The 15,942-nt window shown below is 67.7% G+C and carries 12 protein-coding genes; 7 read left to right on the top strand and 5 right to left on the bottom strand.

Features of this window, described 5'->3' with window-relative positions; genetic code table 11:
- Window positions 1-17 precede the first annotated feature (17 nt).
- Window positions 18-1,451: an NAD(P)(+) transhydrogenase (Re/Si-specific) subunit beta gene (locus tag LG3211_RS17405; protein WP_057945558.1), complete on the top strand. Its 1,434-nt coding sequence runs from the start codon at window positions 18-20 to the stop codon at window positions 1,449-1,451.
- Window positions 1,452-1,499: 48 nt separating this feature from the next.
- Here the strand turns inward: LG3211_RS17405 and LG3211_RS17400 are convergent, their stop codons facing one another.
- The 4 genes from LG3211_RS17400 to LG3211_RS17385 form a co-directional block, all read right to left on the bottom strand.
- Window positions 1,500-1,973: a YehS family protein gene (locus LG3211_RS17400; RefSeq protein WP_057943926.1), complete on the bottom strand. Its 474-nt coding sequence runs from the start codon at window positions 1,971-1,973 to the stop codon at window positions 1,500-1,502.
- A gap of 281 nt (window positions 1,974-2,254) precedes the next feature.
- A complete protein-coding gene (locus tag LG3211_RS17395) occupies window positions 2,255-2,872 on the bottom strand; it encodes a cytochrome P460 family protein (protein WP_057943925.1) in 618 nt (205 codons plus the stop codon).
- On the bottom strand, window positions 2,862-3,362 hold the full coding sequence (locus LG3211_RS17390) for a hypothetical protein (RefSeq protein WP_057943924.1): 501 nt from the start codon (window positions 3,360-3,362) through the stop codon (window positions 2,862-2,864). Before LG3211_RS17390 ends, LG3211_RS17395 begins: the two co-directional genes overlap by 11 nt.
- 229 nt (window positions 3,363-3,591) lie before the next feature.
- The gene (locus tag LG3211_RS17385) at window positions 3,592-4,464 is read right to left on the bottom strand and encodes a helix-turn-helix domain-containing protein (RefSeq protein WP_057943923.1); all 873 of its coding nucleotides are present in this window, start codon (window positions 4,462-4,464) and stop codon (window positions 3,592-3,594) included.
- Window positions 4,465-4,739: 275 nt separating this feature from the next.
- On the opposite strand from LG3211_RS17385, the gene pdxR reads away from it, so the two are divergent.
- On the top strand, window positions 4,740-6,194 hold the full coding sequence (gene pdxR, locus LG3211_RS17380; protein WP_057943922.1) for a MocR-like pyridoxine biosynthesis transcription factor PdxR: 1,455 nt from the start codon (window positions 4,740-4,742) through the stop codon (window positions 6,192-6,194).
- A gap of 14 nt (window positions 6,195-6,208) precedes the next feature.
- On the opposite strand, the gene LG3211_RS17375 is transcribed toward pdxR, so the two are convergent.
- Window positions 6,209-6,649, bottom strand: a complete 441-nt coding sequence (locus LG3211_RS17375; protein ID WP_057943921.1) for a hypothetical protein — start codon at window positions 6,647-6,649, stop codon at window positions 6,209-6,211.
- A 101-nt stretch (window positions 6,650-6,750) separates the two neighbouring features.
- On the opposite strand from LG3211_RS17375, the gene sufT reads away from it, so the two are divergent.
- The 5 genes from sufT (at window position 6,751) to LG3211_RS17350 (ending at window position 15,831) form a co-directional block, all read left to right on the top strand.
- Complete coding sequence (sufT, locus tag LG3211_RS17370) at window positions 6,751-7,302, top strand: putative Fe-S cluster assembly protein SufT (protein WP_057943920.1); 552 nt, start codon at window positions 6,751-6,753, stop codon at window positions 7,300-7,302.
- 894 nt (window positions 7,303-8,196) lie between these two features.
- Window positions 8,197-9,972: a S8 family serine peptidase gene (locus LG3211_RS17365; RefSeq protein ID WP_083512619.1), complete on the top strand. Its 1,776-nt coding sequence runs from the start codon at window positions 8,197-8,199 to the stop codon at window positions 9,970-9,972.
- Between the two features lie 1,199 nt (window positions 9,973-11,171).
- Entirely contained in the window at window positions 11,172-12,980 is a 1,809-nt protein-coding gene (locus LG3211_RS17360) for a S8 family serine peptidase (protein WP_083512618.1), read from the top strand.
- Between the two features lie 213 nt (window positions 12,981-13,193).
- On the top strand, window positions 13,194-13,748 hold the full coding sequence (locus LG3211_RS17355) for a hypothetical protein (protein ID WP_148648983.1): 555 nt from the start codon (window positions 13,194-13,196) through the stop codon (window positions 13,746-13,748).
- A gap of 577 nt (window positions 13,749-14,325) precedes the next feature.
- A complete protein-coding gene (locus LG3211_RS17350; protein ID WP_057943918.1) occupies window positions 14,326-15,831 on the top strand; it encodes a S8 family peptidase in 1,506 nt (501 codons plus the stop codon).
- The last annotated feature ends 111 nt before the right edge of the window (window positions 15,832-15,942 follow it).

The raw sequence follows: 15,942 nt of genomic DNA, 5'->3' as shown, positions 1-15,942 counted from the left end.
ATGGAGCGCGCGCGCTGATGGATGTCTTATCGATTCTGGTCAAGTCCAGCTATCTGGTCGCGGCGACGCTGTTCCTGCTGGGCCTGCAACGCATGGCCTCGCCGGTCACCGCGCGCAGCGGCATCCGCTGGGCCGGCGCCGGCATGGTCATCGCCACGGTGGCGACGTTCTTCCTGCCGGGCCTGCACAATCTGGCGCTGATCGTGCTCGCCGTCGGCATCGGCACGATCCTGGCGTGGGTCTCGGGCAAGAAAGTCGCCATCACCGACATGCCGCAGATGGTTGCGTTGTACAACGGCATGGGCGGCGGCTCGGCGGCGGCGATCGGCGCGGTCGAACTGCTGCGCCTGTCCGGGCAGATGCCGGCCGATCCGCTGCAGGCGCAGATCGAACGCGGCGTGATCGCGATGCAGACCCCGACCGTGGGCCTGGTGCTGGCGGTGATCGGCGCGGCCATCGGCGCGATTTCGCTGTCGGGTTCGGTGATCGCCTGGGCCAAGCTCGACGGCCGCCTGGACCGGCGCGTGGTGTTCCCGGGCCAGCAGATCTTCAACGCGATCGTGGCGCTGGCGGTGCTGGTGCTCGGCATCGCGGCGTTCATGACTCTCAATGTGCCGGTGATCATCGCCTTCTTCATCGCCGCGCTCGCGCTGGGCGTGTTGATGACCTTGCCGATCGGCGGCGCCGACATGCCGGTGGTGATCTCGCTGTACAACGCCTTCACCGGTCTGGCGGTGGCGTTCGAGGGTTATGTGCTCGGCAACGAGGCCTTGATCATCGCCGGCACCATGGTCGGCGCGGCCGGCATGTTGCTGACGCGCTTGATGGCCAAGGCCATGAACCGGCCGATCAGCGGCGTGCTGTTCTCCAACTTCGGCGGCGGCGGGCAGGCGCAGGAAATCAGCGGCACGCAAAAGCCCATCGAAGCCGGCGACGTGGCGGCGATGATGGCCTTCGCCGAACGCGTGGTGATCGTGCCGGGCTACGGCCTGGCGGTGGCGCAGGCGCAGCACAAGATCTGGGAGCTGGCGCAGAAGCTGATGGATCGCGGGGTCAAGGTGAAGTTCGCGATCCATCCGGTCGCCGGCCGCATGCCCGGGCACATGAACGTGCTGTTGGCCGAGGCCGGCGTGCCTTACGACCTGATCGCCGACATGGACGACATCAATCCCGAATTCGCCAACACCGACGTGTCGCTGGTGATCGGCGCCAACGACGTGGTCAATCCGGTGGCCAAGACCGATCCGTCCTCGCCGATCTACGGCATGCCGATTCTGGACGTGGTCAACTCGAAGAACACCATCGTGATCAAGCGCGGCAAGGGCACCGGTTTCGCCGGCATCGAGAACGCGCTGTTCTACGCCGACAATACCCGCATGCTGTACGGCGACGGCGCCGAGATGGCCAGCGCGCTGGTGTCGGAATTGAAGGGGCTCGACGGCGGGCATTGAGCCGCCGTCGCGGTCCGGCGGGCGCGGGATTCGCGCCCGCGGCGGCCGTCAGTTGCCGCCGCGAATGCGCAGCGTCAGGCCCTTGAGGAAATTGCGCAGCATCTGATCGCCGCACAGGCGGAAATTCTTGTGGTCGGGCTGGCGGAACAGCGCGCTCAACTCCGGCTTGGACACCGGGAAGCCGGCGTCGGCGAAGGCCTGATGCATGTCCACGTCCTTCAGCTCGAAGGCCACGCGCAGTTTCTTCAGCACCAGGTTGTTGCTGACGCGTTTTTCCAGCGGCCGCGGCGGCAGGCTTTCGTCGCGGCCGCGGTAATGGAACACCAGTCCGTCGAGAAAGCGCGCCAGCACCGCATCGTCGCAGGGCGCGTAGCCTTCGTCTTCGTCTTTCTTGAGGAAGGCCTGCACGTCGGCTTTCTCGAGCGGGAAGCCGGCGTCGGCCAGATGGACGATCTCCACGACTTTGTTGTCGCTCAGATCGAGCATGTAGCGGATGCTGCGCAATACATCGTTGTTGATCATGGTCTGTCCTGCCGAGCCGAGCCGGGCCGGGCCGTGGCGCCGGTGGTGATGCCTGCGGACCCCGAGCGCGATGCGCGGGGCCGTTCGTTCTGCGATGCCGTCGTCGATGCGGCGCCCGGCGGAGGCTTCGGGGCGGATCGGGGCGGTCGGTGAACGCGGATTCTCGCATTTCGGGCGAGGTCCGGGCGGATCGGCCTCGACGGCCAGGGGCGGGCAGGCGCTCGGGCGGCGGCCCGAACGGGCGCCCGGACTGCGCGCAGTCCGGGCGAAACGCGTGAATCTCAGGACCCGGTCGCGGCCGATTCGGCCTGGTTGGCCCATTCGCTGAAGACATCGCCGTGCTGGCGGCGGCTCGCGTGGCAGGCGGCGCAGCCGTCGCGTTCGGCGGTTTTCAGCCGGTCGCTGCGCTGGCCGGCGGCGAATTCGGCGTAGCCCCAGCCGGCGGTGGCGGCGAAACGGCGGCTGTCCTTGACCATCACGTCGATATGCCGACGCGGGCCCTGGTCGATGATGCCGTCGCCGTGATCGCGGGTTTCGAACAGGTCGTAGACCAGCACCGCGCCGTCGGGGTAGTTGCCGCTGCGGAAGCCTTGTAGCGCGGCGGCGTTGCCGTAGACGTGGTGCAGGCCGCCGAAGCGCGGGTAGGCGGCATGGGCGGAGGTGATCAGGCCGCTCTTGATGTGGGTCCACATCGCGTAGCCGCTGGGGTAGGCGATGGCGGGTGCGTCCTTGCCGGCGGCCGTGCTCTGCGCCGGCGGCGGCGCGGCGGCGGCCTGGGCGATGCAGCCGACCGCGACGGCGAGGGCGACCGCGGCGACCAGCACCGCGTCGCCGAGATCGAAGCCGTAGCCGCGCGCGCCTTGCCCGTGCGAAGCGCGATCGCGTGGGTCAGCGCGCATTCGAAGCCCCCTTCATCGCGCGATTGACCGCCCAGGCGATCGGCCAGGCGACGAAGACCACGTGTACGGCGATGCTGAGCACGATCCACACCACATCGTCCGGCAGGCCCTTGCCGCCGGCGCGCGAGAGCGGCACGACGATGAAGTTCATCGCCACGAACAGCCACAGCCCGTACAAGGTCGACGCCAGCCACGGGCGCTGGCGCATCCACGCCAGCCGGGTCGCGGCGAAGGCGTACACCGCCGCCATCGCCAGGGCGATGAAGTAGTGCAGGAACAAGCCCAGCGCAGCGGTCGATGCGCCGCCGGCCAGCGCCGCTTCGCGGCCGATCAGGCCGGAGGCGACGCTGTGCAGGATGCGTTGCGCCGGCACATGCGCGGTCACGCCCCAGTAGGTGATCGCGTAACCGATGTCGAGCGTGCCCGCGATCAGGCCGCCGATCGCGGTCCACAACGGCAACGAGCGGGTGGAGCGTGCGGCGTAGTTCATGGCGGGTCTCGTGAATGAGAGGAGGGACGGATGCGTCGGGGCTGCGGCGCGGGACGTGGCCACTGCGATGAAGCCTTGCTGTCGCCGGCTGGGAGCGGCGGCATCGTTGCGGAAGGCGAATGCCTGCGATTTCGCCGTATCGCCGCGGCGCGGGCCTCTCCCATTGGTCACCCCGGCCAATGCCCCACGGATGATGCGGCTATGCGGCGCAGCGACCGGAACGCGCGACTCAGGCCGCGCGCACCTGCGGCCGTTCCATCCGCCGCGCCTGGGTCGCGGTCAGTCCGAACGAGTTCTTGAACGCGCGGCAGAACGCGCTCTGGCTCTCGAAGCCCAGCGCTTCGGTGATCTCGCACACCGGCATGCGGGTCTCGCGGACCATGCGCCAGGCACGATCCGAGCGCAGGCGCGCGGCGAATTCGGTCGGGGTTTCGTCGAACACTTCGCGGTAGATGCGGATCAGGTGGCAGGGCGAGTAGTTGGCGCTGCGCGCCAGACGGTTGAGGTCGAGGCGGATTTCCGGGTGACGGCGGATCAGATGTTGCACCCGCAGCAGTCGCAGCAGTGTCTGCTGGCGCCGGCGCTGAGTGCGGCCGCTGCAGCGCGGCAGCCGCGCCTGCAGTTCGCGTTGCTGTTCCAGCAGCAGCGAGCACAGCGTGCGCACCAGCGCGGCGCCGTTGGCGGCCAGCTCGGCCGGCTGCGAGACCAGCCGCGCCAGGCGCACCATCAGCCGCTGCACGTCGCGCGGCGCCGCGCCTTCCCACGGGAACAGGTCGTTGTTCTGCTCGTCCGGGCCGTTGAGCACGTGCGGGCGCCAGGCCTGCTCCGGGCCGCTCAGGCACAGCCACCAGCACGGCAGGCGCGCGCTGGTGCGCAGGCGGCCGTCGCGCCAGATCTGCAGGTGGCCGGGGGCCAGCTCCCAGGTGCTGTCGGTCGATTCCAGCCGCAGCGGGCCGCGCAGCGGCAGCCACAGCGACATCCAGCCGGCCGGCAGGTCCAACTGGACCGCGCGGCCGGAGGCGCGGATCAGGTGCAGGCCCGGGCGGGCGGCGGAAAGATCCAGGTGTTCGGCGAAGTGAATCCGGTGGTGATGCAGGCTCATGCGGCCCTCGTCGGGGGATAGCGGCTGGGGGGAACCACATCGGTTGGCCCCTAAGCTAGCCATCTGGAGCTGTCATCAGGAGGGCCAATTACCCCGGCCTCGAAGGAGCCAATCGGATTCGGCGTGGATCGCCGTCTCAATCCGGCATTGCGCCGGTCTCGCGCCGTCGATGTGCCGGGAACGACCGACTCGCAGGCGCCGTCTCGCAACTCGCCGATTGGCTTGGCACACTCGGCGCGACACCGGGCCCGAGGGGGCCAATCCGGAGCCACGCCATGTATCTGCCGTTGGACGGCCGGGGGCCCTTGCACGGCCAATTGGTCCGCTCGCTCAAAGACGCCGTGCTGGGGGGCCGCCTGCCGGCCGGGGTGCGGTTTCCGCCGACCCGGCTGCTGGCGCAACAACTGGGCCTGTCGCGCAATACCGTGCTGGCCGCCTACGAGCAGCTGCGCGCGGAAGGCTTCATGCAGGCGCGGGTGGGATCGGGCAGTTTCGTCGCCCTGCCGGGCTCGCCGGTGCAGATGCGCACCGAACCGCCGCAGCGGATCGTCGCGCAGAGCGCCTACTCGCGGCGGCTGCGGCGCTATCACGACCACGCCAACATCCCCGGCCGGCGCGCGCCGGGCACCCTGCACAGCTTCCAGTACGGCGTGCCCTTCACCAATCCGCTGCTGACCTCGGCCTGGGCGCGCGCGCTGTCGCACGCGGCCGCCTACACGCCGCCCAATTACCCGACCGCGCAGGGCCTGCCGGTGCTGCGCGCGGCGGTGTGCGAATACCTGTCGCTGCGCCGTGGCGTGCAGGCCGCGCCGGAGGACGTGATCATCGTCGCCGGCACCCAGCAGGCGATCAGCCTGACCGCGCGGGTGGTGCTCGACGAAGGCGAAGAGGTGGTGATCGAAGACCCGCAGTACTTCGCCGTGCGCGAAGCGCTGCAGATCCACGGCGCCAAGCTGGTGCCGGTGGCGGTGGACGGCGACGGCCTGCGCACCGAGCTGCTGCCCGAGCGGCCGCCGCGGTTGATCTGCGTGACGCCCTCGCACCAGTTCCCGACCGGCGCGTTGATGTCGCTGCCGCGCCGGCGCGCGCTGCTCGACTACGCCAACCGCCACGATTGCTGGATCTTCGAGGACGACTACGACGGCGAATTCCGCTACGACGCGCAGCCGCACGCGGCGCTGTGCGGACTCGACGACAGCCGCCGGGTGATCTACGCCGGCACCTTCTCGAAAGTGCTGTTTCCGTCGCTGCGGCTGGGCTACATCGTGGCGCCGCCGGGATTGCGCGACGATTTCGTCAGCGCCAAGTGGGTGGACGATTTCGGCTCGCCCGGCATCGAGCAGACCGCGCTCGCGCATTTCCTCGCCGACGGCGGCTTCGAACGCCATCTGCGCCGCACCGCCAAGACCTTGAAGCAGCGCCGCGACGCGCTGCTGGGCGCGCTACGGCGCCTGGCCGGCGACGGCGTGCAGATCGACGACTCGCATGCCGGCATGCACCTGGTGGTGTGGCTGCGCGGGCGCAACGCGGCCGAGGGCGAGGCCTTCATCGACTATGCGCAAGGCCGCGGCCTGGGTCTGTATTCGATCGCGCCCTATTACGTCCACCCGCTGGAGCGGGCCGGGCTGCTGTTCGGCTACGGCGCCTTGTCGGTGGCCGAGATCGAGGAGGCGGCGAAGTTGTTCGCCAGTTGCCTGCAGGAGATGGCGTTCGAGGACGCGGCGGTCTGAGGGCGGCCGCGGCTTCAGCGCGAAGCCAGCGCCGCCACCGCCAGCGCGATCGCCAGCCACACCAGTTCCAGGCCGCTGTTGGCCAGTTGGAACAGGTTCCAGAAGAAATTCGGCCCCAGCTTGGCCGCCGAGGCCACCGGATCCAGGCCCATCAGCACGCCGATCTGGCCCGCGGCGATGCCCCAGTTGGCGGTGACGACGATCAGCACGGTCGCGACCAGCGCCGCCAGCGCCCGCCTGGGGCCCGGCCGCCAGCCGGCCAGGCGCAGCATCCAGGCGATATCGAGGGCGCCGATCACCGCCATCCAGTGGTACTGGCGGTCGAAGGCCAGCGACAGCAGCACCCAGAACGCGGCGAAGCCGAACGTGCCCAGCGCCAGCATCAGCCACGAAAACAGGCTCAAACGGCCGCGGGCGGGCGTGGCGGCGGAGCGTTCGGGCGGGGCGACGGTCATGGACGGAACACTGTGGACGGGGCAAGCCCTACAGCATAGCCGGCCGCGACCGGTAGAATGTCGCGACTTGTGCTGCGGCACGGCATCCCCATCTTTCCGCCATGTATTCCCGCAGCAGCGAACCCGTCCGTTTCGAGCGCGATTGCGCCGCCGTCCTCGTGCCGCAAGGCGAGCAGGTCAACCTGCCCGCGGGCAGCGTGGGCTATATCACCCAGGCGCTGGGCGGCAGCTACACCGTCTTCGTCGAAGGCAATCTGTTCCGCATCTCCGGCCTGGATGCCGACGCGATCGGCAAAGAACCGCCCGAGCCGCTGGAACTGCCCGCCGGCGCCGACGACGACGCGGTCGAGCAACTGGTGTGGAAGCAACTGCGCACCTGCTTCGATCCGGAAATCCCGATCAACGTGGTCGAGTTGGGCCTGGTCTACGAGGCCGTGGTCAAGCATCGCGACGACGGCCAGCGCCTGGTCGAGGTGCGCATGACCCTGACCGCGCCGGCCTGCGGCATGGGCGACATCCTGGTCGATGACGTGCGCAGCAAGCTCGAGATGATTCCGACCGTGGTCGAGGCCGACGTCGAGCTGGTGTTCGACCCGCCGTGGAACCGCAACATGATGTCCGAGGCGGCGCGGCTCGAGACCGGGATGCTCTGAGGGGCTGTTCGAGGTCTCTGGGCTCGTTATCCCGCGAAGGTGGGCTGCGCTTCACTTCGGTGGAGCCGGGCATCCAGAACTTCAGCGCCATCTTCCCAGTCCGTCATTCCCGCGAAGGCGGGCTCTGCTTTACTTCGGCGGAGCCGAACATCCAGAGACTTCAGCGCCATCTTTCCAGTCCGTCATTCCCGCGAAAGCGGGCTCTGCTTTACTTCGGCGGAGCCGAACATCCAGGGACTTCAGCGCCATCCTTCCAGTCCGTCATTCCCGCGAAGGCGGGAATCCAGGGACTTCAGCGCCATCCCTCCAGATCGTCATTCCCGCGAACGCGGGAATCCAGTGACTTCAGGCGTTCTCGCACGAAAGGCCCTGGATGTTCGGCTCCGCCGAAGTAAAGCAGAGCCCGCGTTCGCGGGAATGACGAGCAAAAGCACCCGAAACGCAGTTATGGGACAGAACAGGTCCTGACTCGGCAGCCGGCCGTGAGCATGCCGTCCGGCGCCCGTGTTGTTGCTCTGCAACTTCGCCCATAAAGCCAATTTCCTACTAGAAACGTAGGAAAACAAAACCGCGTCCATCCGCACACTCAGTCATCCGAGACGGCGCACTTTTAGTGCGCCGCAACAAACGGCGCATGCCCGATGCCTGCCCGAACCGCATCGTCCAAAAAAATCTAAATGTGCGACACCTCTCACATATAACCCTCTGTATGAACAGTGTTGAGTGCTTGTTGGCACTACAACTGTCGCCGTAGCGTGTTACGGCGGGCCGGGACAGCATCGAGTCCGTACACAAACAGCGTGGACGCTGTGGTGTGCAGACAGGGACGTGGCCACCCAGACCACCACGCGTAGACGCCGTAACGCGGCACTTCAGTTTTTGGGGGTTTCATCCATGTCCGACCGCTCCATGCGCGCACTGCGCAAGCATGCGCTTGCCGCTGCCACCGTGACCGCCCTGTCCTGCGTAGCCGTATCGGCCTACGCAGCCGACCGCATCAACCTGTCCGCGCTGGCCAACGCAAGCCAGCAGGATGAGTTCATCGTCAAGTATCGCGACGGCAGCGCCGCGCGCAGCAACGAAGCCACCCTGCAAAGCTCGCTCAGCGCCGCCTCCACCGGTTTCTCCGGCAAGGGCCGCGCGCTGGGTCTCAAGCACGTGCGCCGCACCTCGATCGGCGCCGACCTCGTGCGCGCCGCGCGCAAGCTCGACCGCGCCGAAGCCGAATCGCTGATGCGCCAGATCGCCGCCGACCCGAACGTCGAGTTCGTCGAGCCCAACGCGCGCATGACCGCGTTCTTCACCCCGGACGACACCCGCTTCGCCGAGCAATGGGGCTATACCGCCTCGGGCATCAATGCGACCCAGGCCTGGGACGTGAGCACCGGCACCGGCGTGGTCGTGGCGGTGATCGACACCGGCATCACCTCGCACAGCGATCTCAACGCGAACATCATCGGCGGCTACGACTTCATCAGCGACGCCACCGCCGCGCGCGACGGCAACGGCCGCGATTCCAACCCCGCCGACCAGGGCGACTGGTTCGTCGGCTCCGATTGCGGCGTGACCTACAACAGCAACTCCAGCTGGCACGGCACCCACGTCGCCGGCACCATCGCCGCGGTGACCAACAACGCCAAGGGCGTGTCGGGCACGGCCTACAACGCCAAGGTGGTTCCGGTGCGCGTGCTCGGCCGTTGCGGCGGCACCCTGGCCGACATCGCCGACGCCATCACCTGGGCTTCCGGCGGCACCGTGTCGGGCATCCCGGCCAATCCGAATCCGGCCGAAGTCATCAACATGAGCCTGGGCGGCAGCGGTTTGTGCGGTTCGACCTACCAGACCGCGATCGACGGCGCGGTGTCGCGCGGCGTGACCGTGGTCGTGGCCGCCGGCAACAACAACGGCAACGCCTCCAACGCGCGTCCGGCCAACTGCACCGGCGTAATCACCGTCGGCGCGGTCGACAGCAACGGTGCGCGTTCGGTGTGGAGCAGCACGCAGAAGTCGAACTACGGCGCCGTGGTCGATGTGGCCGCGCCGGGTTCGAACATCCTGTCCACGCTCAACGCCGGCACCACCACGCCGGGCGCGGAGAGCTACGCCTCCTACGGTGGCACCTCGATGGCGACGCCGCACGTGGCCGGCGTGGTCGCGCTGCTCCAGGCCAAGGCGACGACGCCGAAGACGCCCGCCGAGATCGAGACCATCCTGAAGAACACCGCGCGCGCGTTCCCGGCCACGCCCGACCAGCCGATCGGCGTGGGCATCGTCAACGCCAAGGCGGCGCTGGATTCGCTTAGCGGCACGCCGAACCCCGGCACGCAGACCTACACCAACGGCACCGACTACAACATCCCGGACAACAACACCACCGGCGTGTCGAGCACCATCACCGTGTCGGGCCGCACCGGCAACGCGCCGAGCAATGCCTCGGTTTCGGTCAACATCATCCATCCGTACAAGGGCGACTTGAAGGTCGATCTGATCGCGCCGGACGGCTCGGTCTACAACATCCACAACCGCACCGGCAGCAGCGCCGACAATGTGACCGGTACCTTCACCATCAATCTGTCGAGCGAAGCGCTCAACGGCGCGTGGAAGCTGCGTGCGGTCGATGCCGCGGCGGTGGACGTGGGCCGTATCGATACCTGGAGCATCACGTTCTGAATCCGGCCGGCGGCCGTTCGCGGCCGCTTTGGATTCCACGAAACCCCGGCTTCGGCCGGGGTTTTGTTTTTTGCGATGCGATGCGGCGAAGGCGAGGCTGCCGAATCGTCATGCGGTGTCGAGAGCGGACACTCGCGTTTAGGGTGTATTGAGTGTGCTTTCAGACACGTCTGATGGTGTCGCGGAGAGGTGTTGCGTAACTTTGATCGCAAGGACGGTGGCTTGGAGCGGCTTCAGAGTTTCGGAAAAACCTTCGTTCGTCATTCCCGCGAAAGCGGGAGTCCAGCGACTTCAAACGTTCTCGCACGAAAGGCCCTGGATGTTCGGCTCCGCCGAAGTAAAGCAGAGCCCGCGTTCGCGGGAATGACGGGCAAAAAGCAGAGGCGGAGCAACCGGAACAACCGGAGCAGTGGCCCAGGCTCTTAGCTCTTTGTCCCGATACAACTCATGGTGTGGAGGCGCACCCGGACTTCCGGCGGGGGTCGGAAGTCCGGGACTGCGTTGGCCTCGAGCCCATGCGGCGCGTCGATCAGCGTCGCGCCGCGGAAACAACAGACCGAACAGGCTCCTGCGTGGTGTTGGAGGACGGACCCGGACTTCGGTTACAGCCGAAGTTCGGGTATCCGTTTCCGCTGCCGCGATGGCCGGCGGACAGCGAGCCGAAGTCAGTCGCCGGCAGGATATTCCGCCTGCGCAACGCTCACGCTCACGCCACCTTAGCCTTCGGCTTCGACATCGACATCGACATCGACACAGCCATAGCGATCACGATCGCCTGCGCCATCGGAGCAGCGCGAACCATTCGACGCACACGACTTCCGATGCACGTGACATGTGCCATCGATAGCATCAGTAACCACTCGATCAGTGGAAGTCCTCGCCAGCATCCACCATCGGCTACTCGCGACCGTGATAATTCAACGAATAATTCGCACAAGGGTAGGGTGGTTTCGCGTTTTTTCGTTGTCGCCTCTCACACAAAATCAGTGTGTAGATGTGTGACGGCAGGCGGCTTGCAAGCGCATTAATTTTCCCAAGACGCCTTGCCGCGGATTTTTCCGAACCGTTAGTTTGGAACCAGGCTTCGCGGCGTCGTCCGCGTCCATCGCAGCGTTCTCCGGGCTGCTGGCAACACCGGGATTCGCCGGAAGAACGTTCCACTTCGCCGCACGCCGGCGCTTACTTGGGGTTTCCACCACATGACTTCCCGCTCGAACCGCAATCATCGCTTGCACCTGCTCGCCGCAGCCACGGCGCTTGCGCTGGGTTCTGTCGTCGCCGCGCCGGCCATCGCCGGCCAGGCGCATCTGGCCGGTCTGAAGGCCGATGGCAGCTACAGCCGCTTCATCGTCAAGTACAAGAACGGCAGCGCGCCGGCCAGCAGCGACGTGCAAGTGTCGTCGTCGCTGAGCAGCGCCGCTTCGCGCACCGCGCTGCCGGCCGCGTCCAAGGGCAAGAAGCTGGGCCTGCGCTCGGTGCGCCGGATGATGCTGCCGGGCGCGCAGGTCGTGGCCAGCGATATCGCCCTCAACCGCGACGAAGCCGAAGCGGTGATGCGCCAGATCGCTTCCGATTCCAACGTCGAGTTCGTCCAGGTCGATGGTATCCGTCACGCCCTGGCGGTGCCCAACGACACCCGCTTCGGCGACCAGTGGCATTACGCCGACAGCGCCGTGGGCATCCGCGCGCCGACCGCGTGGAACACCAGCACCGGCACCGGCGTGGTGGTTGCGGTGATCGACAGCGGCATCCTGTCGCACACCGATCTCAACGCCAACATCCTGCCCGGCTACGACATGATCAGCTCGACCACCGGCTTCAGCGACGCCGAATGCCAGCAGGCCGGCGCCAGCCCGGGCTGCGGCAAATCCGACGACGGCAACGGCCGCGATTCGAACCCGAACGACTCCTCCAACATCGTCCACGGCACCCACGTCGCCGGCACCATCGCGGCGGTGACCAACAACGCCGCCGGCGTGGCGGGCGTTGCGTACAACGCCAAGGTCGTGCCGGTGCGCGTGCTCGGCAACCAGGGCTTCGGCAGCGACTCCGACATCGCCGACGCCATCGTCTGGGCCTCCGGCGGCACCGTCGCCGGCGTGCCGGCCAACGCCAATCCGGCCGAAGTCATCAACATGTCGCTGGGCGGCGACGCGCCGTGCAGCGAAACGCCGGCGTACCAGGCCGCGATCGACGCCGCGATCGCCAACGGCTCGGTCGTGGTCGCGGCCGCCGGCAACAGCAATATCGATGTCGCCGGCGCGACGCCGGCCAGCTGCAACGGCGTGATCTCGGTCGCCGCCAGCAACAAGAGCGGCGCGCGTTCGTACTACTCCAGCTGGGGCGCGAGCATCGACATCACCGCGCCGGGCGGCGCGCAGTCGTTCGAAGGCGATCCCAACGGCATCCTGTCCACCGTCGCCAACAACGGCTACGGCTATATGCAGGGCACCTCGATGGCCTCGCCGCACGTGGCCGGCGTGGTTGCGTTGATGCAGGCCGCCGCGCCGACGCCGAAGACCTCCGCGCAGATCCAGGCGCTGCTGGCCAGCACCGCGCGTCCGATCGCGGCGAGCAAGTGCAGCGGCGGTTGCGGCCCGGGCCTGATCGACGCCGCCGCCGCGGTCGCCGCGGCCGCCGGCACCACGCCTCCGACCGGCACGCAGACCTACACCAACGGCACCGACGTCAGCATTCCGGACAACAACGCCACCGGCGTGTCGAGCAGCATCACCGTGTCGGGCCGCACCAGCAACGCGCCGAGCAACGCCTCTGTGTCGGTCAACATCGTGCATCCGTACAAGGGCGACCTGATCGTCGATCTGATCGCGCCGGACGGTTCGGTCTACAACATCCACAACCGCACCGGCAGCGCCACCGATAACGTCAGCGGCACCTTCCAGATCAATCTGTCGAGCGAAGCGCTCAACGGCACCTGGAAGCTGCGCGCCGCCGATCGCGCCGCGCTGGACGTCGGCAAGATCGACACCTGGAGCATCACGTTCTGATGATCGGACGCGCACGGCCGGAGCGATCCGGCCGCGCGCACGCCGCCTGCGCGGCGGCAAGGGAATGCGGCGGAACCCCGGCTTCGGTCGGGGTTTCTTTTTTGTGTCGTCGGCGGCGCGTCGGGACATGGCCGTGCGGCCGAGCGGCCAGTGCGCGGCGCATATCGGTAAACGAATTCGATCCCGGACACGCCGGTATTCAGTGCTATTAACGTGCTTTCGGACGCGTCTGATGGCTCCACCGCGACGCGCTGGATAAATTGGTTCCGAGGATGGCAGCCAGGACTTCCATCCGCAGCGCACTCCCTTCGCCAAGGCGCGCAGGGCAACGCCGCCGACGCGGCCGCTTTCGGAATCGAAACCATGCCGGTTCTTCCATCGCCTCGTTCCCGCAGGCCGGTGTCGTGCGCGGCGATCTCCACGATCGCCGCCGTCGTCGGCTTGAGCGGCGGCGATACGGTCGCGATGCCCGGCGTGGGCATGGACGATGCGTCGGCTTCGCACGGCCAGACCATGCAAGAGTTCATCGTGAAATATCGCGGCGGCCGCCACGCGCGCCGCGACATAGACCGCCTGCATCGCGCCTTGCGGGACGCCGAAGCCGGCTTCGTCCAGGCCGCCAGTCTGCGCCGCGTGCGCCGCCTCGCCACCGGCGCCGATCTGATCCGCGCCGATCGCCCGCTCGACCGCGCCGAGGCGCTCGCGTTGATGCGCCGCCTGGCCCGCGATCCGCAAATCGAATACGTGTTGCTCAACGGCAAGGCCTAGGCCGCGGCGGTGCCGGACGCAAGCGACTCGTATTGATCCAACGCCGCGCGTGAGGCGGCGAAAACTCAAGTGGGGAGGCGGGCCCGGACTTCTGGCCACGGCTGGAAGTCCGGGGAACCCGTCGTCGCATCGGCTGCGGCGGTGCGATGGGCCGCGGCGAAGTCGGCGAAACGGCACATATCAGGCGCAGTTTCCTGCGTGTGTTGGAACAAGGGCCGCAGCTTCCGGCTGCGACCGGAACGCGAGCCTGCGTTTTGCGCGGCTTCGACGCGATGGGCTCGGGACCGGCGATGCCGCCGCCGAATGGATCGTCGCCCGTCGCGGCGCGATCGGCATCGGCGATTTAGGACTTGTCCTAATCCAAATGGCGTGTGATGGGGTTAACACTTGACCGCCACGCTGCGGTATCGATCGCATCTCCATCGAGTTCTAAGTCGCCTTAGCGTGACTGGGCCAGGCCATCGCCGACATCGTGGCCGGCACCGTATCCGGATCGTTGCCGCATGGAATGTTCCGCGCGGTCGGATCCGCTCCGTCGCTGCCATCGCGGCTTAATGACACCAAGGGAGCTGCATCGATGTCCATCCGTTCCAACACTTTCAACGCACTCGCCGCCGCCATGGCGCTCGCGCTGTGCGCCGCCGGTTCCGCATCCGCCGCCGGCCGCGTCGATCTGAGCAGCCTCCACGCCGACGGCAGCCAGAGCTTCGGCCGCCTGCTGGTGACCTACAAGCCCGGTACCGCGCCGCGTCGCGACGCCGTCAGTTTCAACAAGGCGATCGGCGCGGCCGCGAGCGCGGCCAGCAACCGCCTGGGCGGCGGCGACAACACGGTGCAACTCAAGCGCCTGCGCCGCACCGCCGGAGGCACCGACGTGGTGCTGAGCAACCGCGCGCTGAGCCGCGATGAAGCGATCACCGTGATGAAGGAAATCGCCGCCGACGAAAACGTGCTGGCGGTGAGCAACGACATCCGGATGGTGCCGTATCTCACCCCCAACGATCCCAAGTTCAAGGATCAGTTCGGCTTCGGCACCGGTGCCGGCGGCATTCGCGCCACCCAGGCCTGGGACGTGACCCAAGGCGCTGGCGCGGTGGTGGCGGTGATCGATACCGGCATCACCAATCACAGCGACCTCAACGCCAACGTGATCGGCGGCTACGACATGATCAGCGGCGATGATCCGGCCGATGCCCTGCCGCATCCCTACTACGTCGCCAACGACGGCAACGGGCGCGACGCCAATCCGGCCGATCCGGGCGACGGGATCAGCTTCAGCGAATACTTCTCCAACGCAACTTTGCAAAAGTACTGCCGCTACGGTTCCTCGACCTGGCACGGCACCCATGTCAGCGGCACCGTCGCGGCGGTAACCAACAACGCCAAGGGCGTGGCCGGCACCGCGCCGGCCGCCAAGGTCGTGCCGGTGCGCGTGCTCGGCAAGTGCGGCGGCTATGGTTCGGATATCGCCGATGCGATCATCTGGGCGTCCGGCGGCAGCGTGCCGGGTATCCCGGCCAATCCCAACCCGGCCGATGTGATCAATATGAGCCTCGGCGGCTCACAGCCGGCCGCCTGCCCGCAGATCTACAAGGACGCGCTGAGCGCGGCGGCCGCGCGCGGCAGCATCGTGGTGGTCGCGGCCGGCAACAGCGATCAGGATACGCTTACCGCCACCGACACCTCCGGCGCGGCGGTGGGCTATACGATGACCAACTGCGGCACGGTCATTTCGGTGGCCTCCACCACCTCGAGCGGCGCGCGTTCCAGCTTCTCCAACTACGGCGCCGGGATCGATATCGCCGCGCCGGGTTCGAGCATCGTGTCGACGCACAACAGCGGCAGCCAGGGACCGTCGACGGAAAGCTACAAGTCCAATAGCGGCACCTCGATGGCCTCGCCGCACGTCGCCGGCGTCGCCGCGCTGGTGCAGTCGGTGGCGCCCACGCCGCTGACCCAGGAGCAGATGCGTTCCCTGCTCAAGCGCACCGCGCGCGCGTTCCCGGTCGCCATCGACAAGCCGATCGGCCCAGGTATCGTCGATGCGGCCGCCGCGGTCAACGCGGCGAGGAACGGGCAGTAACAGCGCTGAGAGGAAAACGTTCGGCGGCGCGCGAGGGTATCGCTTGGCGCCGGGCGTGATCCGCGGGGCGGCGGCTGGGGCAGGACCCGGGCCGCCGCCTTTTTGTTGCCT

The sequence above is a fragment of the Lysobacter gummosus genome, assembly GCF_001442805.1.
Classification (GTDB): Bacteria; Pseudomonadota; Gammaproteobacteria; order Xanthomonadales; family Xanthomonadaceae; genus Lysobacter; species Lysobacter gummosus.
The sequence above is the reverse complement of the archived record's forward strand: the minus strand, read 5'-3'. Positions and strand labels throughout refer to the sequence as shown.